Origin of the sequence: Streptomyces spectabilis (assembly GCF_008704795.1) — a bacterium.
GTDB classification, from domain to species: domain Bacteria; phylum Actinomycetota; class Actinomycetes; order Streptomycetales; family Streptomycetaceae; genus Streptomyces; species Streptomyces spectabilis.
The window spans coordinates 4933593-4959007 of record NZ_CP023690.1 but is presented as its reverse complement, the minus strand read 5'-3'; the positions used below and the strand labels follow the sequence as shown (position 1 = coordinate 4959007).

Sequence of the window (25415 nt, the reverse complement as noted above, 5' to 3'; positions counted from 1 at the left end):
GCAGACGGGGCCGGTCTTTGTCAGCCTGATAGTCAGCGATCCAGTGCGGTACGGAAGGACGGTCCCCGTGACGGAGGAAGCGGAGCTCCCCCCGGCGCCGGAGCAGGCGCGCGCGGTTTTCGGCGAGCGATTCCCGGACGCGGTCCGGTATGCGGAGCTGCTTGCCGAGGCGGGAGTGCGGCGTGGTCTGATCGGCCCCCGTGAGGTTCCCCGGCTGTGGGAGCGGCACCTGCTGAACTGCGCCGTGCTGTCCGAGGTGGTCCCCGAGGGCGTGACGGTGTGCGATGTCGGCTCCGGTGCCGGGCTGCCGGGCATCCCGCTCGCGCTCGTCCGTGAGGACCTCAAGATCACGCTCCTTGAGCCGCTCCTCCGGCGGACGAACTTCCTCAGCGAGGTCGTCGAGCTGCTGGGGCTGGACCATGTGACGGTCGTCCGTGGCCGCGCCGAGGAGGTCCTCGGCAAGCTTCAGCCCGTCCATGTCGTGACCGCGCGTGCCGTCGCTCCGCTGGACCGTCTCGCCGGATGGGGCGTCCCGCTGCTGCGTCCGTACGGAGAGATGCTGGCGCTCAAGGGCGACACGGCCGAGGAAGAGGTCAAGGCCGCGGGCGCCGCCCTGAGCAAGCTCGGTGCCGAGTCCGTCTCCGTGGTGCAGGTCGGTGAAGGGGTAGTGGACCCCCTGTCCACCGTGGTGCGGGTCGAGGTGGGCGAGAGCCCCGGCGGTGTGCGCTTCGCCGCCAAGCGGGCCAAGGCCGCACGGGTCGGACGGGTACGCCGCCGCCGCTGAGAGACGTGGGCGCTGCCGCAGACGCCGACGCAGACGATGAGGGCGGGGTGGAGCTGAGCTGCCTCACCTCATCGCTCGTCGACCGCATGGCTGATGCATGTTGACGTTCGTCGCTGATCCGTCCTGACGACGAGCCGTACTCCACAAAAGCTGTCAAACGTACGCGTACCGGGGTGTCGCACCAGCGGCACCCCGGTCGCCATGCATCGTGTTTCACGTGAAACGTCGCTCACTGCTGCATGGCATCATCAGTCGCGGTCGCGCTGCCGAACCTCGCGAGCGTCGGCCACTTGGTTCCCTCGATAAGGGAACGGAGTTGTCCACAGAGACGGATTCGTCCACAGAAGACCGGGCCTCGCTGGTTCACGACCCCGAAAGCATGGGAGGCTCTGTTCATTGCGAGCCTGAAGTCGAGGAGAGTGAATCCTTGCGGTCCGACGCCAACATCGCGGGACCGATGACCGATCCGGTCCCCGGTCCCCGTACCGAGTCGGCGGGGGAGGATGTTTCACGTGAAACACCGAGCCCGATGGACGACACCCCCATCGGTCGTGCGGCCCAACTGGCGGTGGAAGCCCTTGGCCGCGCGGGCGAGGGTCTGCCACGGCCCGAGCAGACCCGAGTCATGGTGGTCGCCAACCAGAAGGGTGGAGTAGGCAAGACGACGACGACCGTCAACCTTGCCGCCTCACTGGCCTTGCACGGCGCGCGCGTTCTGGTGATCGACCTGGACCCGCAGGGGAATGCCTCCACGGCGCTCGGTATCGACCACCACGCCGAAGTCCCCTCCATCTACGACGTGTTGGTCGAGAGCAAGCCTCTCGCCGAGGTCGTCCAGCCGGTCCCCGATGTCGAGGGCCTCTTCTGCGCCCCGGCCACCATCGACCTCGCCGGTGCGGAGATCGAACTGGTGTCGCTGGTGGCTCGGGAGAGCCGACTGCAGCGAGCGATCCAGGCGTACGAGCAGCCGCTCGACTACATCCTCATCGACTGCCCGCCGTCGCTGGGGCTGTTGACGGTGAACGCCCTGGTGGCCGGTGCGGAGGTGCTGATCCCCATCCAGTGCGAGTACTACGCCCTGGAGGGTCTCGGTCAGCTCCTGCGCAACGTCGATCTGGTGCGGGGCCACCTCAACCCGCGCCTGCATGTATCGACCATCCTGCTCACCATGTACGACGGCCGGACCCGGCTCGCCTCCCAGGTGGCTGACGAAGTGCGCAACCACTTCGGCGAGGAGGTGCTGCGGACGAGCATCCCGCGCTCGGTGCGCATCTCCGAGGCGCCCAGCTACGGCCAGACCGTGCTGACCTACGATCCAGGATCAAGCGGTGCCCTGTCGTACTTCGAGGCGGCGCGCGAGATCGCGCTGCGCGGAGTAGGCGTGCGGTTCGACGTGCAGCACGCCCACACGGGCATCCAGAACGACCAGAACATGACGGAGGGGATCCAGTGAGCGAGCGACGAAGAGGGCTGGGCCGTGGCCTGGGCGCTCTGATCCCTGCGGCTCCGACCGAGAAGGCAGCTACTCCGAGCACGGGTGGGGCGTCCACCTCGCCGACGGCCGTGCCGGTGCTCACGGCGGAGCGCGGAGTGGCGGCCGCCACGGTGGCCACGCTTCCGCAGAGCTCCCTTGTACAACCGCCCGTTTCACAGGAAACGGAGGCGCCCGGCAACGGGACGGTGGAAGAACTGCGGAGCCCGGCCGGTGCGCACTTCGCGGAGCTGCCCCTCGACTCCATCACGCCCAACCCGAGGCAGCCGCGTGAGGTCTTCGACGAGGACGCCCTCGCCGAGCTGGTGACCTCCATCAAGGAGGTCGGACTCCTCCAGCCCGTGGTCGTACGGCAGCTGGGTCCGTCGCGGTACGAGCTCATCATGGGCGAGCGGCGCTGGCGGGCCTGCCGTGAGGCGGGCCTGGAGCGCATCCCCGCCATCGTGCGGGCGACGGAGGACGACAAGCTCCTCCTGGACGCCCTCCTTGAGAACCTGCACCGCGCTCAGCTGAACCCGCTGGAAGAGGCCGCGGCCTACGACCAGCTGCTCAAGGACTTCAAGTGCACGCATGACCAGCTGGCGGACCGGATCGGCCGTTCCCGCCCCCAGGTCTCCAACACGCTGCGGCTCCTGAAGCTGTCGCCGAAGGTGCAGAACAGGGTCGCCGCCGGCGTGCTGTCCGCGGGTCATGCCCGCGCGCTGCTGTCCGTCGAGGACCCGGAGGAGCAGGACCGTCTCGCCTACCGGATCGTGGCCGAAGGGCTCTCGGTGCGGGCGGTCGAGGAGATCGTGACCCTCATGGGCTCGCGGCCGCAGACCAAGCCGAAGGCCAAGGGGCCCCGCGCCGGAGCGCGTGTGTCCCCCGCGCTGACGAGTCTCGCCACGCGGCTCTCGGACCGGTTCGAGACGCGGGTACGGGTCGATCTGGGCCAGAAGAAGGGCAAGATCGTCGTTGACTTCGCCTCGCTGGAGGACCTGGAGCGCATCCTCACCACCCTCGCTCCCGAAGAGGGCTCGGTCCTCAAGCGTGGTCTGGCCGAGGTAGCGGCCGAGGAAGCCTCGGAGGACGAGCAGAGCTGAGCTGCGAAGGCAGCGCCCTGAGGGCCTGAGTGCTGAGCGCGGGCATCGGCGGACTGTCGTAGCCGAATCCCGTGGCGCCTGTGAAAGCGGGCCGTGTCCGGTGTGTGCCGGAACACGGCCCGCTCTTTGCTTTCTTCCGGTATCGATGCAATCACATCGTGGATACGATGCGCTTGGGTATGGCGCAACACCTGACGGCACCTCTTAGGGGAGGCGGGGGCCATGCGATCGGTGAGCCGCACCGGATTGATGACCGCGGGGTTCGGCCTGGGCGCGGTCGGTGGGTTCGTCGGCAGCCTGCTCAGGGAACGGAGCGCACTGACAGCTGCTCGTGGCGTCGCGGGCGAAGGAAGTGAGGAACCGCCTTCATGGGGCGACGGCTCGTACCGCTCACGCTGGACAACCTTCCGGACCTTCCCAGGCGTTGCCGCGCGTGTGTCTTCTGGGAGCTGGACCCGGTCAGCGGCCAGGCCGCGCTGAAGGCCGGAACGCCCGAGCTGGAGAAGGAGGCGTGGATCTCCGCCGTCCTGCTGGAGTGGGGGTCCTGCGGTCGGGTCGTCTACGTCGACGAGGTGCCGGTGGGCTTCGTCCTCTACGCTCCCCCCGCCTATGTGCCGCGGTCCACGGCCTTTCCCACGAGTCCGGTCTCGCCGGACGCCGTTCAGCTGATGACTGCCTGGATCATGCCGGGCTATCAAGGGCAGGGGCTTGGCCGCGTCATCGTGCAGACGGTCGCCAAGGATCTGCTGCGCCGGGGGTTCAAGGCCATCGAGGCCTTCGGCGACGCGCGCTGGGAGAAGCCCGCGTGTGTGCTTCCCGCGGACCATCTCCTCGCGGTGGGCTTCAAGACGGTCCGCCCACACCCTGCCTATCCGAGGCTCCGGCTGGAGCTGCGGACGACGCTCTCGTGGAAGGAAGACGTCGAGCTGGCGCTCGACCGGCTGCTGGGAGCAGTGCAGAAGGAGCCCGCGCTTCGGCCGCTCTAGGCGGTCCCGGTGTACTCCAGCGGCGGTGAATCTCAGCGGACAGACGAATGGGCCGACCCCGTGGGGTTGGCCCATTCGTGTTTCACGTGAAACATCGCTCTCCGCCGATGCGGCGGACCCCGATGACGTGGTGCCTTACTCGGCGATGAAGTCGGCCAGGTCGCGCTCGATGGCCGCCTTCGGCTTGGCGCCGACGATGGTCTTGGCGACCTCACCGTTCTGGTATACGTTCAGCGTCGGGATCGACATGACGCCGTACTTGGCGGCCGTGCCCGGGTTCTCGTCGATGTTGAGCTTGACGATCTCGATCTTGTCGCCGTGCTCCTGCGCGATCGCCTCGAGCGACGGCGCGATCTGGCGGCACGGACCGCACCAGGCGGCCCAGAAGTCCACGAGTACGGGCTTGTCGCTCTTGAGGACGTCCTCGTCGAAGGAAGCGTCGGTCACGTTCTTCAGGTTGGCCACGGCGGGCTCCTCACATGGTGGTGCGGGTGGGGGCGAAACGAGGTCAGACAGCAGCAGCGGCCGCAGTCTCGCTGTCCGCGAGGGCGGCGAGGAAGCGCTCGGCGTCCAGAGCGGCGGCACAGCCGGTGCCCGCCGCCGTGATCGCCTGGCGGTAGGTGTGGTCGACGACGTCACCGGCGGCGAAGACACCGGTGAGGTTCGTCCGGGTCGACGGCGCGTCGACCTTCAGGTAGCCCTCACCATCCAGGTCCAGCTGGCCCTTGAAGAGCTCGGTGCGCGGGTCGTGGCCGATCGCGATGAACAGGCCGGTCACCGGCAGCTCGGACGTCTCGCCCGTCTTGACGTTGCGCAGGGTGAGACCGGCGAGCTTCTGCTCGCCCTTGATCTCGGCGACCTCGCTGTCCCAGACGAACTTGATCTTCGGGTCGGCGAAGGCGCGCTCCTGCATCGCCTTGGAGGCACGCAGGCTGTCGCGGCGGTGGACGACCGTCACGGACTTGGCGAACCGGGAGAGGAAGGTCGCCTCCTCCATCGCGGTGTCGCCACCGCCGATGACGGCGATGTCCTGGTCCTTGAAGAAGAACCCGTCGCAGGTCGCGCACCAGGAGACGCCACGGCCGGACAGCGCGTCCTCGTTCGGCAGGCTCAGCTTGCGGTGCTGGGAACCCGTCGTCACGATGACGGCCTTCGCGCGGTGCACCGTGCCGGCCGTGTCCGTGACGGTCTTGATCTCACCGGTGAGGTCGACGGAGACCACGTCGTCGGGCACGAGCTCGGCGCCGAAGCGCTCGGCCTGGGCGCGCATGTTGTCCATGAGCTCCGGGCCCATGATGCCGTCCTGGAAGCCCGGGAAGTTCTCCACATCGGTGGTGTTCATCAGCGCGCCGCCCGCGGTGACGGCGCCCTCGAACACCAGAGGCTTCAGGGACGCGCGCGCGGTGTAGAGCGCCGCCGTGTAGCCGGCGGGCCCGGAGCCGATGATGATCACGTTACGGACGTCGGTCACGGCTTGATTCCTCGTCTCTGAAGACTGCTGCGTACTGCTGGCGGGTGCCTGTCTCAGGGCTCTCACCCCACCCAACGGATCCTACGGGGCGCGCATTCCCAAACGTGTCCGAGCACACGGAAGCGCCGGGTGCGGGACAGCGGGGGTGAGATCGGCGCAAGTCAGCCGGGCCGGGCGCTGCTCAGTTCCGGTTGTAGGACTCGACGAGCAGTACCTTGCCGGTGGCGTCGGGCGACGAGGACTCGTTCACACAGGCGGCATCGACGATATACGCGGACACCTTGGTGCCGTCGGTCTTGTGCGGCACCACGACCAGGTAGGCGCTCTTGCCTTCGTAGGTGCCCTTGTCCGCGGCCAGGGGGGCTCCGCCGCCGAGGCTCCGCTCGATACAGGCGGGAATCTCGACGTAGTCGTCGGGTTCCGTCGCGCCCTTCTTCGGGCGGGCCGGGGTGGTCTGGGGGCCGATGCTCTGCTTGGGAGAGGGCGTGTCCTCGGTGCCGGCGATCCTCTGCTCGCCAGTGAGCATCTTGTTGACGCGGTCCTTGAGCTTGCCCTTGGAGAAGGCGTCGGCGCTTGCCGTTCGGCCCGCCGTGGCCTTCTGCGAGCCCTCTGAGTCGTCCCACGGCTGGATCAGCAGTGCACCCAGCCCCAGGGCGGCAGCGGTGAACACGGCACCGAGGGCCGCGGTACGCCGACGCCGACCCCGGAAACGACCGCCTCGCCCCGGACCGGTGGCCGCACGGGGACGTCCGGACGGGCCGTGGGTGCCGCTGCCACTGCCGGTTGCGGTACCGGCTGAGGTTGCGGACTTGCTCGATGAAGCGGTCGCTTCGCTCGGCTCGGAGGCCGATGTTTCACGTGAAACATGAGCGGCGCCCTCGGTGACGGATGCGCCGACAGGTTCGAGGCTCGGTTCGCGGCCGGATTCAAGGCTCGGTTCACGCCTGGAAGCGGTCTCGGCTTCGTGAGCTGACGGGGAAGCGCCCGCGTCGTCCGTGACCGCGGAGTCCAGGAGCGCCTCGGCCGCGAGGGCCGCGTCGATGCGCTCCGCGACATCGGCGGGCATGCGCGAGGGCCCGGGCAGCGTGCCGAGCATGCCGCGAATCTCTTCGAGGGAGTCGTAGACGTCGGTACAGAGCGCGCATTCGTCCAGATGCCGCCGCACATCGAGGGTGCGGGACGGCGAGAGCAGGCCCTCGGTGAGGTCGGAGATCTCGGAGACGTCCGGGTGCCCAGTCGAGTCCGTCGTCGTGGTCACGCTCGCCCACCTCCGCCCTTCACTGCCGCTGAATCGCCGGGTTCCGTGTCCTGGGACGACCCCGTACGCGGGGGGTCCGCTGCCGGTGGGACGGTTGTCCCCTGCGTCCGGTTCCTTCCTGGGGCGGCCCTTTTTCCTTCGCCCTGGCTGCCGGGGCCGCTTTCGCCCGGTGGCGCCGTCCGCAGATGGGTCAGGAGGGGCAGGAGCCTCGCTCTGCCCCGTGCGCAGCGGCTCTTCACCGTGCCGGTGGGGACGTCGAGCACCTGGGCTGCCTCGGCCACGGGATAGCCCTGCATGTCCACCAGGACGAGGGCGGCCCGCTGGTCGGGCGGCAGCGTGTTGAGCGCCCGCAGGAGCTCCCGGTGCAGATCGCCGCGCTCGACCGGTGCCGCGGCGGACTCGTGCGGTTCGAGGAGCTGGTCCAGGCGCTCGGTGTCGTCGACGGGCGAGGTCTTCCGGGAGGCGGCCTTGCGCGCCCGGTCGAGGCAGGCGTTCACGGTGATGCGGTGCAGCCAGGTCGTCACGGCGGACTGGCCGCGGAAGGTGTGCGCGGCCCGGTACGCGGAGACCAGGGCGTCCTGGACGGCGTCCGCGGCCTCCTCACGGTCTCCGAGGGTGCGCAGGGCCACGGCCCACAGCCGGTCTCGGTGGCGGCGGACGAGTTCGCCGAAGGCGTCCTTGTCGCCGTCGACGTGGCGGGACAGGAGGTCCTGGTCGCTCAGCTCACCGTGCGCGGCGTCGTCCACCTCGAACCCCCTCCCCACCCCGAGCCGCGTGGCCTCAGCCCTTGAGACCCTTGAACTGGACGCCCGTGATGCCCTGCCGGAAGCCGGCGCCCCGGTACTGCTCGGCCGGGACCGACGGAACCGCCGTCACCCAGAGGAGTACGTACCGGGTCTTCACCTTGGAGTTCGCCTTGATCTTCAAGGAGCTGCCGGTTGCTTCGCCCGAGCCGATCTTCTTCATCGAGCCGGCAGGTCCTGTGGGCGACATCGAGTCGGCCGCGTGCAGTGAGATCGTCGTGTGGTCACCGCTGTACAGGAGCTTGATCGACACGTCCGAGAGCTGCTTTTCCGATCCCAGGTCGTAGACGATGCCGGCACCCGGCTTGTACGGGGCGAGGTTGGGCCCCTCGTTGTACGTCGCGGTGCGCCAGAGCTCGGAGCCGCCCTCGGTGGACTTCTTGAATTCCCCGCCCATGCCGCTCGCCTGGGCGTTCTGGATCGTGATCGGCTTGCCCGGCTTGGGCTTGTTCTTGTCGCCGCCCTCGGACGTCTGCGAGGTGCCCGAGTCCCCCGACTTGTTGTCGTGGTCCATGAGGGCGTCCGCCAGCTGCCAGCTGCCCAGGCCGAGCGCGGCGATGAGCAGCGCCGAAACGGCCCATTTGAGGGCCTTGCCGGTGCGGCTCTGCAATGGGGGCGGCGGGGGCTGGATGACCTGCGTGGCGCCCGGAGGCGGTGCGCCGCGGCCGTACGTGCCCTGCTGGTACGTCGTGCGCTGGTACTCCGGCGGAGCCGTGAAGGAGGGCTCCGGCGGGCGGATGCGGGGCATCTCGCCAACGGCCTTCGCCAGGTCGTCCGGCGTGGTGCAGGCGGGCTCCTGGCGGGACGCGGTCGCGCCGTCGTTGGCGAGCGCGCGCATGGAGAGCTCCGACAGGCCCCGGTGCACACCCGCGCGGACCTGGTCGGGGGCGATGAGGCCGACGCCCTTGGGCAGCCCGGACAGGCCGTGTGCGTCGTTCTCGTACGGCCAACGCTGGGTCAGGGCGGCGTACAGGAGGGCGCCGATGGCCTCCGTGTCGGTGCGCTGCGGGGCCTCGGAGGTGATGCCGCGCAGGGCGGCGTTCACGGCGAGGCCGCGGATGCGGTACTGGCCCGATGAGGTGCGCAGCACGGCGCCGGGGGTCAGCCGCAGATGGGCGAGGCCCTCGCGGTGCGCCGCCGCCATGGCCTGGGCGACCTGGCTGACGAGCTGGTAGGCATCGTGGGCCTCCAGCGGACCGGCGGCCAGCAGAGCGGTGAGCTCCGTGGCGTCCGGTAGCCATTCGTGGACCACGTAGACGAGGTCGTTCTCCTCGACCGCGTCCAGGACCTGCACGAAGCGCGGGTCGCCGAGGAGGGCCGCGGACCGGGCCGCGGCGAGCACCGAGCGCCCGCGCGGATGGTCCGCGGGCAGCACGTGCACACCCACCGCCCGGCGGAGCTTCTCATCCACCGCGCGCCAGCTGCTGAAACCGTCCAGACGGGTGACGCACTCCTCGAGGCGATAGCGTCTGGCGAGTTTGTGGCCGCTGTGCAGTTCAGGGGGCGTGGTCGCCCCGGGCGGACTCGAGGGCCCCTTCGTCTCCGCCGCGCTGTCGTCCGCCGTGTCCCGCTCCCGGGTCTGGGCCACCCCGTCGGCCGTGGACTGCTCCGCCTTCGCGGTCAGCGGCTCGTCGCCGCTGTTGTCTGCCACGTCGACGGCAGCCGTGCTCCGTTCCGCCACCGTCGTTCCTGCCTCCCCATCCGTTGCGCTACGTCAGACGCCAAAGCCAATTGTGCCCACAGACCGCCGCTATGCACGACACGCGGTGGCCGCCGATGGTTGTGCGGACTTCCGCGCCTCAGCGTCCCAGGCGCCCCCGTACCGTGCCGACCAGGGAGTTGAGTTCCTGGATGCGCAGGCGCCGCGCGACGAGGAAGAAGACGCCGAACAGTACCGCGCAGCCGACGACCAGCGCGGCCAGTGAGCCGAAGACGCCCTGTCCCAGCGCCTTGGTGATCGCGTACCCGGCCGCGGCGCCGAGAATCGCACCCGGCACCGAGGCGATCACGAGACGGGCGTACGTACGGACCACGTTCGCACCGTCCAGATCGCCCCCCAGCCGCTTGCTTAGCCGTCGCCAGGCCACACCCACACCGATCGCGTAGGCGAGGCCGTAGGAAGCGGCCATGCCCGCTACGGCCCAGCGGGCGGGCAGCACCATGTAGCAGAGCGCGGAGGCGGCGGCGTTGAAGGCGGCCACGATGACGGTGTTGTAGAAGGGGGTGCGGGTGTCCTCGTACGCGTAGAAGGCGCGGAGCACGACGTACTGCACGGAGTACGGGATCAGACCGAGGCCGAAGGCCATCAGCATGTAGCCCATGCGAGTGGCGCCGTTGACGCCGGACGAGCCGAACATGAGCGTGCACATCGGGATGCCGAGTGCGACGAAGCTGAAGGCGATCGGCACGATCGCGACGGCGGAGGTGCGCAGGCCCTGGGAGATGTCGTCGCGGACCGCTCCGGCGTCGCCCTCGTGGGCCGCGCGGGCGAGCCGGGGCAGCAGGGCGGCCATCAGCGAGACGGTGATGATGGCCTGCGGGAGCCCCCAGATGAGCTGGGCGTTGGAGTAGGCCGAGAAGCCGGTGCCGTCCATGCCGGAGTGCTTGACGGCCGCGGTGCCCAGCTGGGTCACGACGATCGCGCCGGCCTGGTTGGCGAGGACGAAGAGGATCGTCCACTTGGCGAGCATGGCGGCCTTGCCGAGGCCCTGGCCCTTCCAGTCGAAGCGCAGACGCGGCTTGAAGCCCGTCTCCCGGAGGTACGGGATCATCGCGAGCGACTGGACGACCATGCCGAGCAGGACGCCGACGCCGAGGAGGCGCACACCGTCGTCGGGGATCGACGTGACGCGCATGCCCGACTTCTCCGAGGTGCCGTACACCCACAGGAACATGCCGAGCGTCGCGATGATGACGACGTTGTTGAGGACCGGCGTCCACATCATCGCGCCGAACTTCCCGCGCGCGTTGAGGATCTGGCCCATCACGACGTGGATGCCCATGAAGAAGATCGAGGGCAGGAAGTACCGGACGAAGGTGATCGCGACTTCGTTGGCCGCCGGGTCACTGGCGACCGGTGTCGACAGCAGGTGCACCAGGACGGGCGCGGCGAACCAGCCGACCACGGTGAGGAAGCCCAGCGCCACCATGACCAGTGTGAGCAGGCGGTTGGCGTACGCCTGGCCGCCGTCCTCGTCGTCCTTCATGGCACGCACGAGCTGCGGCACGAAGACCGAGTTCAGACCGCCGCCCACGGTGAGGATGTAGATCATCGTCGGCAGCTGGTAGGCGACCTGGAAGGTGTCGCCGAGGAGGCCGATGCCGAGCGCCGAGACGATCATGGCGGAGCGGACGAAGCCGGTGAGCCGGGACACCATCGTGCCCGCGGCCATCACGGCGCTCGACTTCAGCAGGCTGGACGCGCGGCCGCCGGACTTCGCCGCGGGCGCCGCGGGCGCGGGCTCCTGCGCCGGGGCCGGGGCCGGCACGGCGGGGGACTCGCCGGGCGGACGCGAGATGTCGTACTGCGGCGCGTCCTGGTACGGCTGGCCCTGCTGGTTCGGGTCCTGGTAGTAGCCGCCCGCCTGCTGGTTCGCGTACGGGGTGTTCTGGTGGTTCACGTACGGGGTGCCGCTCTGGGGGTAGTACTGGGGGTCGTTCTGCGGGTACGCGTACTGCGCGTTTCCCTGCTGCTGGTCGTACGGGGCCGCCGCGCCCTGCTGCTGGTACGGGTACGCGGCCTGGTCCGGGTAACCGGCGCCCTGCTGGCCCTGCTGAGCCTGGTACGCGGCGCCTTGCTGGTGGGCCGCGCCCTGCCGGTGCTGGTATCCGGCGTCCTGCTGCTGATAGCCGCCCTGGGGATGACCTTGATCGGGGTAGCCGCCCGCCTGGTACGCCTGGTTCCGCGGGTCCTGCTGGTAGCCGTCGCCCAGGTGCGGGTCCTGCTGGTGTGCTCCGGCGCGCGGGTCGGGGTAGCCGCTGCCCTGCTGGTCGCGGAAGAGGTGGGCGAAGGCGTCCGGCTGGTGCCGCTCCTCGCCGGCCTGGGTGACGAGGTCGTCGACGCCGACGTACTGCGTCGTGCGCGGGTCGTCGCCGTACGGAAGGTGCCGGGTGGCGCCGTCCGGCTCCGGGGGCGGCGTCTGGGCCCAAACACGGGGGTCCGGGGCGTGCTGGGGCGACGGCGGCTGGGCGTAGAGCTGCTGCGGGTCCTGGTACGTGCCGGGCGGGGGCGGGGGGTGCGCGGCACGATCGTAGAGCGCCTCGGCCACCGGGTCCTGGGCAGAGAGGTCCTGAGCGCGGTAGGGGTCCTGGGCGTAGGCGTCCTGGAGGTAGGCGTCGGGCGCCTGCTGCTGGGGCACCTGGCCGTCCTCATGGGGCCCTGGCGGCGGGCCCCCGGCAGCGCCGGAGCCGCCCGCGCCCTGGCCGCGCTCACCGTCGTACGGCGCGTTCATGGTTTACCCCACCTCATGGTCCCCGGGCCCACCGGCCACGACATCGCTCAACGGTCCACTCTCTCACCCGTGTGCGACGGCTCGGTGCTTTCCGGAGCGGTGTCCGGTGTCGGGTCACTCGGCTGCTCGGGTTCCCCCGCGTCGGGTCCCGTGTCGGGGGTGGGCTCGTCCGTGGCGTCGCCGTCGCCGTCGGGGCCGCCGTCCGGGCCCGCCTCCGCCCGCTGCCGCGCCGCGCGCTTGCGCTGGGTGTACATGCGGAACCCGGCGAGGACGAGCAGCAGGACGCCGCCGGCGATGACCAGCATCACCGTGGGGGTGACCTCGGTGACGTTGACGTCGAAGTACACGGCCTCGCCGTACGGCTGGTTGTCCTCGGTGTAGAGCTGGGCGTACACCTGGACCGGGCCGTTGGCGTTGGCCGTGGTGGTGAACTTCACCGACTGGGTGTGACCGCCGCCCGTGATCTTGACTGGCTGCTCCTCGTAGAGGCCGTCGCCGATCTTCAGACGTGTGGGGTTCGTCGACGTGAGCCGGAGCCTGAGGTGGTCGACGCCCTGGACGAGGTTGTTCTGGACCGTCACCGGGATCGTCGCGCTGCGGCCCGACAGCTTCGCGTCGGACTTCTTGATCAGCGAGACCTGGCGCATGAGGCTGGTCAGATAGCCCTGCACGCTCTTGCGGTAGCCCTGCGCCGCCTCCGCGCGACCGCGCCACGACGTGGACATCTCGCGGTCCATGGCCCGCCCGAAGGGCGTGATCACCCGGTCCGGCTCGGAGAGGACCATCTTGAAGACGTCGAGCTTGTCCTGGGTGCCCCGGATCTCCTCGAACGCCGACCGGGGCAGCTCCTGCCTGCGGAGCGAGGCCGGGTAGGAGGCGGCCGATGGCACCTGGGTGGTGGCGCCCGGATCGGGCTTGGCCTTCGCGGCCGTGGTCAGGTCCTGCGGCTGCGACCAGCGCTCGTCGTCGAGCGCGGTCAGTGCCTTGGCCATCGCCTGGGCCTGGCTCGTGGTGGGCGTGCGCTGCGGGGCGACGACGATGTTGCGCTGCTTGGTGTCCTGGAGCGTGATCATGAAGCTTTGGGCGAGGAACTCCTGGACCGCGAGGGTGGAGTTCTCGGACCGCGTCATGTCGCCCTGGAAGGCCGTGGAGAGCCGGGCGTCGGCGACCACAGCGGTAGTGCCGCCGCCGATGGGCCGGGCCGCGCTGGGCGTGTACAGCAGACCGTGGGTCTCACGCAGGCTGTCACTGCGGGTGATCACCCGGTGGGCGCCCGCCGAGGTCGCGACGTCGACGACGGACGGGTCGATGGCACCGTCGGCAGGCCAGGCGAAGTCGGTGGTCGGCTTCACGAAGAGGATGTCGCGCACGGCCTTGGCGCCGACCTCGGTGGCCTCCTTGAGGTGGCCGAGGGACCCGGAGACCGCCTTGCCGTTGTGCGCGAGCGAGGCGAGGTCGGGGTCGGCGAACGGCAGCGCGACGACCTTCTTGCCCTTCACCGTCTGTTGCAGCTCGGTGAGCCACTGCTGCGCGACCGTGTCGTAGCGGCCGGGAACCGTCGTCCCGTCCGGCCCCTCGACCTCGTACTTGTCCGCCATCGCCTCCACGGAGACCAGCAGGTCGGGATCGATGACCCAAGTGACGTCGAGCTGCTCGCCGAGCGTCACCAGCTGCTCGAGGCGGCCGCCCGGCTGGATCTCCTTGGCGAGGTCCTCGTTCTTGAAGACGGGCGTCTGCTGTTCGTCGGAGCGCGTCCGCGCGGTGAGGTGCGTGGTGGAGATGAGCGGCCACAGGTACGTGGTCTTCGTCTTCGTGTCCGCGGACCCGTCCTGCCACGGCAGGAACGTCCGCTCGATGCCGAGCACCTGCGGGTACGGCTGGGCCGCCGTCTGGCCCGTCAGCGTCACACCGAGCTGATAGACGCCGTCCATGCCGAGGTCGAGGGCGCTGACGGGCACGGAGATGCTGAAGCGCTGCGGGACGCCCGGGGCGAGCGCGGCGAACTTCTTTACGTACTTCCCGCCGACCTCGGTGCCGTCGGCACCCGGCTGGAACCCCTTGCGCTCCGCGGCCGTGTCGATCGCGGTGCGGCTGCCGAGGGGAGGCGCGATACGCAGACCGACCTGGGCCGCGGTCACCGCCTGGCGGCCGTCGTTCGTGACCGTGCCGGAGACGGTGACGGTGTCGCCCTTACGGGGCGCGCTGGGCGTCAGGGCGTCCAGGGAGACGTCGACGGTCCGAGATCCCGTGGCGGCGGCCTTCAGACCCGTCCGCACGCTGTTGGCGGTGCTCTTCGCCCCTGTGGGCGCGGTCTTCACGTCCGGTGTGGCGGCGATCGCGGCGGAGCCTGCGGGCACCTGGAGCAGACCGGCCAGTAGGGGCGCTCCGGCCAGCAGTGCCGCTGTGCGCCGGAGCCACCGGCGGGCAGGTGAGGGGGTGGTCCCCGGGAAGTCTGCCGCCTCGGCCACGCGTTGCCCGTCCCTCGTCGTCGTCAGCTGTGTCGGTGGTTGTCGGATGCTGCGTCCACGCATGGTAACGAGGCGCGCCGGGCCTGAGTGCCGCGGACCGCTTCACAAGATCGGAAGACCGTGTCCTGCGGCTGGCAAGGGCCGAGGTGAGCGCTGTGGACGGCCTTCGTGGAGCCCGGCGAAATCGGGGCGGCCTCGGGGCGCCGGGGCACGTACCCTTTTCTGTTGTGCCGAACGCCAACGAAGACAACCCCCGTGCCCTGAGTCAGGTGCAGCAGCGTGCCGTGAGCGAGCTGCTGCGCGTGTCCCCTGTCGCAGACGACCTCGCCCGCCGCTTTCAGGAGGCCGGGTTCTCGCTCGCCCTGGTCGGCGGTTCGGTCCGGGACGCCCTCCTCGGCAGGCTCGGCAATGACCTGGACTTCACGACGGACGCCCGCCCCGAGGACGTACTGAAGATCGTTCGTCCGTGGGCGGACGCGGTCTGGGAGGTCGGAATCGCCTTCGGCACGGTGGGCTGCCAGAAGGACGCCCGTGTCGACGGTGTCGAGCAGCGCTTCGAGATCGAAGTGACGACATATCGATCGGAGGCGTACGACAGGACCTCCCGCAAGCCCGAGGTGTCGTACGGCGACTCCATCGAGGAAGACCTCGTGCGCCGCGACTTCACCGTGAACGCCATGGCCGTGGCGCTCCCGGAGAAGGAGTTCATCGACCCGCACGGAGGGCTCGACGACCTCGCGGAGCGGGTCCTGCGCACCCCCGGCACCCCCGAGGAGTCCTTCTCGGACGACCCGCTGCGGATGATGCGGGCCGCGCGCTTCGCCGCGCAGCTGGACTTCGACGTGGCCCCGGAGGTCGTCGCCGCGATGACGGCGATGGCCGAGCGCATCGAGATCGTGTCCGCCGAGCGGGTCCGTGACGAGCTGAACAAGCTGATCCTGGCCGCGCACCCCCGCAAGGGTCTCGCCCTCCTGGTGGACACCGGCCTCGCGGCCCACGTGCTGCCGGAGCTGCCGGCGCTGCGCCTGGAGCGCGACGAGCACCACCGGCACAAGGACGTCTACGACCACACCCTGATCGTCCTCGAGCAGGCGATGGCCCTGGAGGCGGACGGCCCGGACCTGAGGCTGCGGCTCGCCGCGCTGCTGCACGACATCGGCAAGCCGAAGACGCGCCGCTTCGAGAAGGACGGCCGGGTCTCCTTCCACCACCACGAGGTGGTGGGCGCCAAGATGACCAAGAAGCGGATGACGGCTCTCAAGTACTCCAACGAGCTCGTCAAGGACGTCTCGCGGCTGGTGGAGCTGCACCTGCGCTTCCACGGCTACGGCACGGGCGAGTGGACGGACTCCGCTGTGCGCCGCTATGTCCGCGACGCCGGTCCGCTCCTCGACCGCCTGCACAAGCTGACCCGGTCCGACTGCACGACCCGCAACAAGCGCAAGGCCAATGCCCTGTCCCGGGCGTACGACGGCCTGGAGGAGCGCATCGCCCGCCTGCAGGAGCAGGAGGAGCTGGACGCTATCCGCCCCGACCTCGACGGCAACGAGATCATGGAAATCCTGGGCGTGGGCCCGGGCCCGGTGATCGGCCAGGCCTACAAGTTCCTGCTGGAGCTGCGCCTGGAGAACGGCCCGACGGAGCGGGATGCGGCGGCCGCGGCGCTCAAGGAGTGGTGGGCCGCACAGAACGCGGACAGCTGACGCAAAGCTGACCAAGAGAAGGGGCGCGATGTTTCACGTGAAACACCGCGCCCCTTCTCTTGGCTCTGAGGGCCCCTATGCCGGGGCCGCCTATGCCGAGGGGCCATGTTTCACGTGAAACATGGCCCCTCGGCAGGCGCACTGTCATCGACAGAGTCACACGGTCAGCCTCGTGACACTGCCAAGCCCTACTTGTCCGTCGAGCCTGACGGCACGTACGGCTTCAGGCAGAGGGTGAAGTCATCGCTGCCGCCCGTCTCGCGGTACTCGGCGTACTTGTTGCGGTCGCAGGCCCCGCTTTCCTTCTTCTCCATGACCTTGTACTTGGCCTTCTTGTCGCCGCAGTCGACGATCTTGAGGTCCGGGTCCGTGGAGTTCGCCGGGTTGCCGATGCTCATGCAGTCGCCGACCTTGGCTGCGGAAGGCTCGTCCTTGCCCGCCATGACGGCCGTGACCGCGAGGCCGATGACCACGGCGACCGCCACGCCGATGAATATGAACTTCTTCTTGCCCTTGCGCGGAGCCACCGGGTCCGGGCCGCCCTGGTAGAAGGGGACGCCCTGCTGCGGTGCGCCACCCGGGTGCTGCGGGTACGGCGGGGGCGTCTGGCCGTAAGGAGCCGCGCCCTGGGGGTGCGGAGCGCCCGGGCCCTGCGGCTGACCGTAGGGCTGCTGGCCCTGGCCGAATGGGTTCTGGCCCTGGGGCGGCGGAGTGGACACGGGGATCCCCCTAGAAGAGAAACAGGACGAAGGGATGGGAGCGCGAGGGCGCGTAAGACCTCCGTAAGTTATCCGGCTCCTGTGGGCGTGACGAACCTCAGCCGGGCTCTGTGGCATTGATGTGACACTTACTGAGCGTCAAACCTGGTCATAGCCCCAGCAATCGCCGCGTAGACCAGCGCTACCGAGGCAACCAACAGGACCGATTTGCCGTCAGGGGGCAGCATCAGCGCCGCTACACCCGCCGCCCCGACGAAGGCGACGTTGAAGAGCACGTCGTACAGGGAGAAGATCCGGCCGCGGAAGCCGTCGTCGGCCGCCGACTGCACGACCGTGTCCGTAGCGATCTTCGCGCCCTGGGTGGTGAGCCCGATGACGAAGGCGGCGGCGAGTATCGAGCCCGGCGCGAAGGGCAGCAGGAGCGCGGGGCCGAGGACTGCGGCGGTGGCCGCACAGACGATCATCCAGCCCCGGGCTCCGAACCTCCCGACGGCCCACGGCGTCATGACGGCGGCGGCGAAGAATCCGGCGCCGGAGAACACCACGGCGATGCCGAGCAGCGCGAGCCCGTCGTCCTCCGACGACGACCACGCGTACCGGCACAGCATCAGGACCATGACGGTCAGGGCGCCGAAGCAGAACCGCATCAGGGTCATCGAGACCAGGGCGTGGGCCGCCGCACGGCGCTCGGCGAGGTGGCGTACGCCTGCCAGCAGCCCGCGTGCGGTGCCGGCGAGCGCCACCGCCAGACGCGGCTGCACCAACTCCTTCTCGGGCCCGAGCAGCTCCCGCGGCATGCGCAGGGAGGCCAACGCCGAGCACAGATAGAGGGCGGCTCCGAGGAGGACGACGGCCGCGTCCGAGTCGGCGGCGACGATGCGGACGAGGAAGGCGAGGCCTCCGCCCGCCGTCGCCGCCAGCGTCCCCGCGGTCGGCGACAGGGAGTTGGCCATGACGAGACGGTCGGCGTCGACGACGCGCGGCAGCGCCGCCGAGAGCCCCGCCAGGACGAAGCGGTTGACGGCGGTGACGCACAGCGCGGAGGCGTAGAAGAGCCAGTCCGGCGCGTCGCCGAGCATCAGGACGGCCGTCAGGGACGCCAGGGCGGCCCGCAGGACGTTGCCGTACACGAGGACCTGGCGGCGCCGCCAGCGGTCGAGGAGGACGCCCGCGAAGGGGCCGACGAGCGAGTACGGAAGCAGCAGCACCGCCATCGCGGAGGCGATCGCCGCGGGAGAGGCCTCCTTCTCCGGCGCGAAGACCACATAGGTGGCGAGCGCGACCTGGTAGACCCCGTCCGCGCCCTGGGAGAGCAGGCGCACGGCGAGCAGCCGCCGGAAGTCCCGAAGGCGCAGCAGAACGCGCAGGTCACCGACGACAGCCATGGCGCACAGCCTCACATACGACAAGGGTCCCCGGGTCGACGACCCGGGGACCCTTGGCAGGTCAGGTGTTCAGCGCGGTCAGCGCTCGACCTCGCCCTTGATGAACTTCTCGACGTTCGCGAAGGCCTCGTCGTCGAAGTACTGCACCGGCGGGGACTTCATGAAGTACGAGGACGCCGAGAGGATCGGGCCACCGATGCCCCGGTCCTTGGCGATCTTCGCGGCGCGCAGGGCGTCGATGATGACACCCGCCGAGTTCGGGGAGTCCCAGACCTCGAGCTTGTACTCCAGGTTCAGCGGGACGTCGCCGAAGGCGCGGCCCTCGAGGCGGACGTACGCCCACTTGCGGTCGTCGAGCCACGCCACGTAGTCGGACGGGCCGATGTGGACGTTCTTCTCGCCCAGCTCGCGGTCGGGGATCTGCGAGGTGACGGCCTGCGTCTTCGAGATCTTCTTGGACTCGAGGCGGTCGCGCTCCAACATGTTCTTGAAGTCCATGTTGCCGCCGACGTTCAGCTGCATGGTGCGCTCGAGACGGACGCCGCGGTCCTCGAAGAGCTTCGCCATGACGCGGTGCGTGATGGTGGCGCCGACCTGGGACTTGATGTCGTCACCGACGATCGGGACACCGGCCTCGGTGAACTTGTCCGCCCACTCCTTGGTGCCGGCGATGAAGACCGGGAGGGCGTTGACGAAGGCGACCTTGGCGTCGATGGCGCACTGGGCGTAGAACTTCGCCGCGTCCTCGGAGCCGACGGGCAGGTAGCAGACCAGGACGTCGACCTTGCGGTCCTTGAGGATCTGGACGACGTCGACCGGGGCCTCGGCGGACTCCTCGATGGTCTGGCGGTAGTACTTGCCCAGGCCGTCGTGGGTGTGGCCACGCTGGACCTGCACGCCGGTGTTCGGCACGTCGCAGATCTTGATGGTGTTGTTCTCGCTGGCACCGATGGCGTCCGCGAGGTCGAGGCCGACCTTCTTCGCGTCGACGTCGAAGGCGGCGACGAACTCGACGTCACCGACGTGGTAGTCGCCGAACTGGACGTGCATCAGGCCCGGGACCTTGCTGTCCGGGTCGGCGTCCTTGTAGTACTCGACGCCCTGGACCAGCGAGGCGGCGCAGTTGCCCACGCCGACGATGGCTACGCGAACCGAACCCATTCCGGTTGCTCCCTGTGTGATCTCGGTATTCCGGATGGCACCCCGCGAGTGCGGGGTGTCACTTGGCGGTGTCGCCGGACGTATCCGGCGGCGGGTTGTCCCCCCGCCGCCGGGGCAGGACGTCCGACTCCCCAGATGTGCTGTTCTGCTGAGCGGAGCCCCCGGGACCGGACCGTTGCTGGTCGCGGCCCGCGCGCTCGCTCTCGATGAGCTCGTTCAGCCAGCGCACTTCGCGCTCCACGGACTCCATGCCGTGGCGCTGCAGCTCAAGCGTGTAGTCGTCGAGGCGCTCCCGGGTGCGGGCCAGGGAGGCGCGCATCTTCTCCAGGCGCTCCTCCAGGCGGCTGCGGCGGCCCTCGAGCACCCGCATCCGCACGTCCCGCGAGGTCTGGCCGAAGAAGGCGAAGCGGGCGGCGAAGTGCTCGTCCTCGTACGCGTCGGGGCCGGTCTGCGAGAGCAGCTCCTCGAAGTGTTCCTTACCTTCCGCGGTCAGCCGGTAGACGATCTTGGCCCGGCGCCCGGCGAGCGGAGCCGCCAGGGCCTCTGCGGTGGCGGTGCCCGACTCCTCGATCAACCAGCCGTTGGCAACCAGTGTCTTCAGGCAGGGGTACAGCGACCCGTAGCTGAAGGCGCGGAACACGCCCAGTGAGGTATTGAGCCGTTTGCGCAGCTCGTAGCCGTGCATCGGGGACTCGCGGAGCAGGCCGAGCACAGCGAACTCGAGGATGCCGGAGCGCCTGCTCATGGTCTCCTCCTGTCTGTCCCGGTCTGCCTCACACGGCCCTTTATGCCGAGCTGATGTATCGACTCGATACATCACGACGATAGAACGACGTGCCTGCTGCGACAAGAGGGGGGACGGTGAACGGCGTCACATCACCGATTCGTAGGAAGTAACTTGCCTGATTTGGGGTGAACTTCAGCGCTAAGAGGGTTTTGACGGTGCGTAGTCTGTGCGCCATGCGTACTGCCGGGAACCAAGTGACGTGAGATGGCGTTACTGTCCCGGTGCCGTGCGGACGAGTGCCGGAATGGACTCGTCCGTACGTCGGGGGGACCGGAAACCAGCTGCCGTTTCCAGGTGCGGATCACCGCGCCTGCCCGAGGAGTAGTCGTTCGATGAGCGAGCACCGTCGCAAGCCGCCGCAGGGCGGCGGACGCGCCGCGGCCAGGCGGGGCGCGTCCGGCGCGCCGTCCGGTCGTCGCGCAGCACCGCGAGGCGCCACCGGATCGCCGTCTTCGTCGTACGGACCTTCGTCGTCGTACGAGTCCGGCGCCACCGAGGACGAGGACCGGCCTTACGGGGGGCGCGCGGAGGCCAGGCGCGCCGCCCGCAACGGCTCCGTGAGCGGAGGCCGACGCCGGGCGCCGGAGAGCGGCGGACGCGGCCGCGGGCGGGGCTACGGCCCTCCCAAGAAGCGCTTCATCGACTATCCGCGCGCGGGTCGGAGCGGGCCGCGGCGCTGGATCCCGTCGTGGCGGCTGATCACGAGCCTGATCATCGGGTTCTTCGGCAGCCTGCTGGCGGTCGCGGGCATCGCGTACGCGCTCGTCGAAATCCCTGAGGTCGCCAACGCGGCCAAGGCGCAGAACAACGTCTACTACTGGGCCGACGGCTCGCAGATGGTCGCGACCGGCGGCGAGACCAACCGCCAGATCATCAAGTACGAGGACATCCCCGAGGCGATGCGCAACGCCGTCATCTCGGCGGAGAACAAGACGTTCTACAAGGACAAGGGCGTCGACCCGATGGGTATCGCCCGCGCCGTGGTGAACATGGCCAAGGGCGGCCAGACCCAGGGCGGCTCGACCATCACGCAGCAGTACGTGAAGAACGCCCGGCTCGACGACCAGTCGCAGACGTTCAGCCGGAAGTTCAAGGAGCTGTTCATCTCCATAAAGGTCGGCCGGACCGTCAGCAAGGAAGACATCATGGCGGGGTACCTCAACACCGCCTACTACGGCCGCAACGCCTACGGCATCCAGGCCGCCGCGCGCGCCTACTTCGGCAAGGAGGCGCAGAAGCTGAACCCGAGCGAGTGCGCCCTGCTCGCCACGGTCCTCAAGGGCGCCACCTACTACGACCCGGCGGGCTACCCCGAGATCGACCCCGCGGCCGGTCCGAAGGAGAACACGGAGCGCGCCAAGAAGCGCTGGGCGTGGATCCTCGACGAGGAGGTCAAGGACGGCAGCATGGAGGCCGCTGACCGGGCCAAGTACACCGAGTTCCCGACGCCGCAGAACCCGCGCTCGAACGTCAAGCTGAGCGGCCAGATCGGCTACCTGGTCTCGCTCGCCAAGGCGTACGTCGTCAACAACACCAACATCTCCGCCCGCGAGCTGGACCAGGGCGGCTACGAGATCCACACGACCTTCAGCAAGAAGAAGGTCACGGCGCTCGAAAAGGCCGTGCAGAAGGTCCGCAAGGAGAACATCAAGCCCAAGCTGCGCCCGGACAAGGACAAGCACGTCCAGTTCGGTGGCGCCTCGGTCAATCCCAGGACCGGTGCGATCGAGGCCATCTACGGCGGTGAGGACGCGACCAAGCACTTCACCAACAACGCCGACACGACCGGCGCCCAGGTCGGCTCCACGTATAAGCCCTTCGTGCTCGCCGCGGCCTTCAAGAACGGCATCCGGAGCAAGACCGGAGGCGCCGAGCAGGACAGCAGCCAGCGCATCATCATCAACCCGAAGAGCCTGTACAGCGGCAAGAACAAGCTCAAGATCCAGAATTACGACGGTACGGTCTGGACGGACAAGGACGGCAAGGAGTGGCTGCAGACCAACGACGGCCACCAGTCCTACAACCCGCCGTCGTACAAGATCGACCTGCGTGAGGCGATGCGGGAGTCGGTCAACTCCGCCTACGTCCAGCTCGGCATGGACGTCGGACTCGACAAGGTGAAGGCCGCGGCCATAGACGCTGGTCTGCGGGACGACAACTCCATGGCGGGCGCCACTTACCCATCCTTCTCCCTCGGTACGTCGTCCCCGAGCGCGATCCGGATGGCCGGCGCGTACGCCACGTTCGCGGCCAGCGGCAAGCAGAACGACCCGTTCTCGGTCAAGGAGATCGAGAAGGAGGGCCAGTCGGTCTACCGCCACGACACCAGGCCCAAGTCCGCTTTCGACCCCGCGGTTGCGAACAACGTCACGGACGTCCTGCGCACCGTCGTCGAGAAGGGCACGGGCACCTCCGCCAAGCTGCCCGGTCGGCAGGTAGCGGGTAAGACCGGTACGACCGACGGCAACAAGTCCGCCTGGTTCGTCGGCTACACCCCGCAGTTGTCCACGGCGATCAGCATGTACCGGATGGACGACGACGAGACCAACAAGAAGCGCAAGTTCCTGGAGATGTTCGGCACGGGCGGCCAGGAGAAGATCCACGGCGCCTCGTTCCCCGCCGAGATCTGGCAGGACTACATGGCCGTCGCGCTTAAGGACAAGCCCGCCCTGAGGTTCCCTACGCCGGAGCCCATCGGCGAGATCGTCGGCCAGCCCGTCGTGCCCTCGCCCACGCAGACCGAGGAGGAAGAGGAGCCCAGCGACTCCCCGTCGCCCACGCCCACGGAGACCAAGTCCTCCGCGCCGCCCACGACGAAGTCCCCCGACCCGACGGAGACCTGCAAGGAATGGGACCCGTCGTGCAAGGACGACGGCGGGGCCTCCGAAGGCGGGGACGACGACGGAGGCGTCATCGGTGATCCGGGCGGTGAGTCACCACCGCCGACGGGCGACGCGGACGGCGGCAACGGAAACGGCAACGGGAACGGCCACAACGGCAATGGTGGAGGGATCTTCGCCGGTCCTACCGGAGGGGACTGACCGCCGAGCACGCCGTGTGTTTCACGTGAAACAAGGCCGCCGCACCCGCGTGGTGCGGCGGCCTTGTCCGTGCCCGAAGGCTTGCCGGCGCGTGTGGGTGGCCTGCTGGAGCCCGGCTGAGAGTCCGCTGCCGCCCGGCTGGCGCCTCCGGGCGCCGATGCCACGGGACGGGGCACGTCGATGCTTCCAGGGCCTGACAGGGTCCGTACGGCAGGATGTGCGCCATGCCCAGCGCAGAGAAGACGCCCCCCACACGCGCACACCCCCCTTGAACGAACGGGTGCCGCAGCCCGCGCTTCCCACGAAGCAGGACGAGGTCGCGGCCTCCGGCAGTGAGCTGCTCGGCGGTCCCGTCGGCCGCAGAGCGCTCCTCACGGCGACCTGGTGGACGCCCGTACGTGTCATCGCACTGGTCGCCCTCGGCATGTTCGCCCTCGGCATGGTGCAGAAGGCACCGTGCTACAACGGCGCCTGGTTCGTCGGCGCGAGCTCGCAGTACACACACGCGTGCTACTCCGACATCCCCCACCTCTACCAGGGCCGTGGCTTCGCGGACGGGCTGACGCCGTACTTCGACAAGCTGCCCGGTGACATGGAGTACCTGGAGTACCCGGTGCTCACGGGGCTGTTCATGGAGGTGGCCGCCTGGCTGACGCCGGGCAGCGGCAGCCTGCAGCACCAGGAGAAGTTCTACTGGATGGTCAACGCGGGCATGCTGATGGCCTGCACAGTCGTCATCGCCGTCTGCGTGGCGCGCACCCACCGGCGCCGCCCCTGGGACGCGCTCCTCGTCGCCCTGGCGCCCGCCTTCGCGCTGACGGCCACGATCAACTGGGACCTGTTCGCCGTCGCTCTCACCGCCGCCGCGATGCTGATGTGGTCGCGCGGTCGCGCGGTCACCTTCGGCATCCTGCTGGGGCTCGCGACGGCCGCCAAGCTCTACCCCGCACTGCTTCTGGGCCCGCTGCTCGTGCTGTGCTGGCGCGCGGGCAAATGGCGGGAGTTCGGGTCCGCGCTCATCGCTACGACCGCCGCCTGGCTGGCGGTGAACCTGCCGGTGATACTGCGGGCGCCGGACGGCTGGGCGAAGTTCTACAGCTTCAGCCGGGAGCGGGGCGTCGACTTCGGCTCGTTCTGGCTCATCCTCGCCCAGCGCATGGACGACCCGCCGACCACGGACACGGTGAACAAGCTGGCGATGGCGCTCATGCTGCTCGCCTGTCTCGGCGTCGCCGCGCTCGGTTTCACCGCCCCCAGGCGACCGCGCTTCGCACAGCTGGCGTTCTTGTTGGTCGCCGCCTTCATCCTCACCAACAAGGTCTACTCGCCGCAGTACGTACTGTGGCTGGTTCCGCTCGCCGCGCTGGCCCGTCCGCGCTGGCGGGACTTCCTGATCTGGCAGGCGTGCGAGGTGGCGTACTTCCTGGGCATCTGGATGTACCTCGCGTACACGACGAGCGGAGACGCCCACAAGGGGCTGCCGACCGAGGGCTACCAAGTGGTCATCGCCATCCATCTGCTGGGGACGCTGTACCTGTGCGCCGTGGTCGTCCGCGACATCCTCATGCCGGAGAGGGACGTGGTGCGGCGCAACGGCGAGGACGATCCTTCGGGCGGCGTCCTGGACGGCGCGCCGGACGTGTTCGTGCTGGGTGCGGCCGGGCAGTCACCGCGGTACGACGGGGCGCGGGACGGCGAGGAGACGTACGTGAAATGGGGGACGCCGGGAAAGCGTTCGCTCTGAGCGAACGCGATGAGCCCCGGATGGCGGTGGGCCGGAGCGGCCGGGAGCTGTAGCCGACCGGTACGTGAGCAAGAGCTGTA

The 25415-nt window shown here is 69.3% G+C and carries 18 protein-coding genes; 7 read left to right on the top strand and 11 right to left on the bottom strand.

What is annotated here, in order from left to right; translation table 11 throughout:
- The first annotated feature begins 67 nt into the window (after positions 1-67).
- The 4 genes from rsmG (at position 68) to CP982_RS21560 (ending at position 4344) form a co-directional block, all read left to right on the top strand.
- Positions 68-784: a 16S rRNA (guanine(527)-N(7))-methyltransferase RsmG gene (gene rsmG, locus CP982_RS21575; protein ID WP_138960696.1), complete on the top strand. Its 717-nt coding sequence runs from the start codon at positions 68-70 to the stop codon at positions 782-784.
- 379 nt (positions 785-1163) lie between these two features.
- Positions 1164-2237, top strand: coding sequence for a ParA family protein (locus CP982_RS21570; protein ID WP_078868827.1), 1074 nt, complete (start codon positions 1164-1166; stop codon positions 2235-2237).
- Positions 2234-3358: a ParB/RepB/Spo0J family partition protein gene (locus CP982_RS21565; protein WP_150512038.1), complete on the top strand. Its 1125-nt coding sequence runs from the start codon at positions 2234-2236 to the stop codon at positions 3356-3358. Before CP982_RS21570 ends, CP982_RS21565 begins: the two co-directional genes overlap by 4 nt.
- 368 nt (positions 3359-3726) lie before the next feature.
- A complete protein-coding gene (locus CP982_RS21560; RefSeq protein WP_150512037.1) occupies positions 3727-4344 on the top strand; it encodes a GNAT family N-acetyltransferase in 618 nt (205 codons plus the stop codon).
- Positions 4345-4479: 135 nt separating this feature from the next.
- Here the strand turns inward: CP982_RS21560 and trxA are convergent, their stop codons facing one another.
- From trxA to CP982_RS21525, 7 genes are all read right to left on the bottom strand, one after another.
- Positions 4480-4809, bottom strand: a complete 330-nt coding sequence (trxA, locus tag CP982_RS21555; RefSeq protein WP_150512036.1) for a thioredoxin — start codon at positions 4807-4809, stop codon at positions 4480-4482.
- 43 nt (positions 4810-4852) lie between these two features.
- Entirely contained in the window at positions 4853-5815 is a 963-nt protein-coding gene (gene trxB / locus CP982_RS21550; protein ID WP_150512035.1) for a thioredoxin-disulfide reductase, read from the bottom strand.
- A gap of 181 nt (positions 5816-5996) precedes the next feature.
- Positions 5997-7073 (bottom strand): anti-sigma factor family protein, encoded by a 1077-nt coding sequence (locus CP982_RS21545; protein ID WP_150512034.1) that lies wholly within the window; start codon positions 7071-7073, stop codon positions 5997-5999.
- A complete protein-coding gene (gene sigM, locus CP982_RS21540; RefSeq protein ID WP_150512033.1) occupies positions 7070-7819 on the bottom strand; it encodes an RNA polymerase sigma factor SigM in 750 nt (249 codons plus the stop codon). The genes CP982_RS21545 and sigM overlap by 4 nt, the downstream gene beginning before the upstream one ends.
- Positions 7820-7853: 34 nt before the next feature.
- On the bottom strand, positions 7854-9557 hold the full coding sequence (locus CP982_RS21535) for a protein kinase family protein (RefSeq protein ID WP_150512032.1): 1704 nt from the start codon (positions 9555-9557) through the stop codon (positions 7854-7856).
- A 118-nt stretch (positions 9558-9675) separates the two neighbouring features.
- Positions 9676-12327, bottom strand: a complete 2652-nt coding sequence (gene murJ / locus CP982_RS21530; RefSeq protein WP_221515020.1) for a murein biosynthesis integral membrane protein MurJ — start codon at positions 12325-12327, stop codon at positions 9676-9678.
- Positions 12328-12374: 47 nt separating this feature from the next.
- The gene (locus CP982_RS21525) at positions 12375-14795 is read right to left on the bottom strand and encodes a DUF6049 family protein (RefSeq protein WP_150512031.1); all 2421 of its coding nucleotides are present in this window, start codon (positions 14793-14795) and stop codon (positions 12375-12377) included.
- 227 nt (positions 14796-15022) lie between these two features.
- Between CP982_RS21525 and CP982_RS21520 the strand changes: the two genes are divergently transcribed.
- Positions 15023-16498 (top strand): CCA tRNA nucleotidyltransferase, encoded by a 1476-nt coding sequence (locus CP982_RS21520; protein WP_150512030.1) that lies wholly within the window; start codon positions 15023-15025, stop codon positions 16496-16498.
- A 188-nt stretch (positions 16499-16686) separates the two neighbouring features.
- Here the strand turns inward: CP982_RS21520 and CP982_RS21515 are convergent, their stop codons facing one another.
- The 4 genes from CP982_RS21515 to CP982_RS21500 all read right to left on the bottom strand — a co-directional run bounded on the left by CP982_RS21515 (position 16687) and on the right by CP982_RS21500 (position 20508).
- Positions 16687-17217, bottom strand: coding sequence for an LppU/SCO3897 family protein (locus tag CP982_RS21515; protein WP_150512029.1), 531 nt, complete (start codon positions 17215-17217; stop codon positions 16687-16689).
- Positions 17218-17345: 128 nt separating this feature from the next.
- Complete coding sequence (locus tag CP982_RS21510) at positions 17346-18602, bottom strand: MFS transporter (RefSeq protein WP_150512028.1); 1257 nt, start codon at positions 18600-18602, stop codon at positions 17346-17348.
- Between the two features lie 78 nt (positions 18603-18680).
- On the bottom strand, positions 18681-19763 hold the full coding sequence (locus CP982_RS21505; protein WP_150512027.1) for an inositol-3-phosphate synthase: 1083 nt from the start codon (positions 19761-19763) through the stop codon (positions 18681-18683).
- A 58-nt stretch (positions 19764-19821) separates the two neighbouring features.
- Positions 19822-20508 carry a PadR family transcriptional regulator gene (locus tag CP982_RS21500; protein WP_150512026.1) on the bottom strand — a complete coding sequence of 229 codons (687 nt, stop codon included), beginning with the start codon at positions 20506-20508 and terminating at the stop codon, positions 19822-19824.
- A gap of 374 nt (positions 20509-20882) precedes the next feature.
- Between CP982_RS21500 and CP982_RS21495 the strand changes: the two genes are divergently transcribed.
- Complete coding sequence (locus CP982_RS21495; protein WP_150512025.1) at positions 20883-23591, top strand: transglycosylase domain-containing protein; 2709 nt, start codon at positions 20883-20885, stop codon at positions 23589-23591.
- Positions 23592-23859: 268 nt separating this feature from the next.
- Positions 23860-25335 carry a glycosyltransferase family 87 protein gene (locus tag CP982_RS21490; protein ID WP_425329809.1) on the top strand — a complete coding sequence of 492 codons (1476 nt, stop codon included), beginning with the start codon at positions 23860-23862 and terminating at the stop codon, positions 25333-25335.
- The last annotated feature ends 80 nt before the right edge of the window (positions 25336-25415 follow it).

Excerpts from the sequence above, each read along its gene's own strand:
- CP982_RS21570 (WP_078868827.1), top strand. The coding sequence starts at position 1,164 with ATGGGAGGCTCTGTTCATTGCGAGCCTGAAGTCGAGGAGAGTGAATCC.
- CP982_RS21560 (WP_150512037.1), top strand. The coding sequence starts at position 3,727 with ATGGGGCGACGGCTCGTACCGCTCACGCTGGACAACCTTCCGGACCTT.
- murJ (WP_221515020.1), bottom strand. The coding sequence starts at position 12,327 with ATGAACGCGCCGTACGACGGTGAGCGCGGCCAGGGCGCGGGCGGCTCC.
- CP982_RS21510 (WP_150512028.1), bottom strand. The coding sequence starts at position 18,602 with ATGGCTGTCGTCGGTGACCTGCGCGTTCTGCTGCGCCTTCGGGACTTC.
- CP982_RS21505 (WP_150512027.1), bottom strand. The coding sequence starts at position 19,763 with ATGGGTTCGGTTCGCGTAGCCATCGTCGGCGTGGGCAACTGCGCCGCC.
- CP982_RS21500 (WP_150512026.1), bottom strand. The coding sequence starts at position 20,508 with ATGAGCAGGCGCTCCGGCATCCTCGAGTTCGCTGTGCTCGGCCTGCTC.
- CP982_RS21495 (WP_150512025.1), top strand. The coding sequence starts at position 20,883 with ATGAGCGAGCACCGTCGCAAGCCGCCGCAGGGCGGCGGACGCGCCGCG.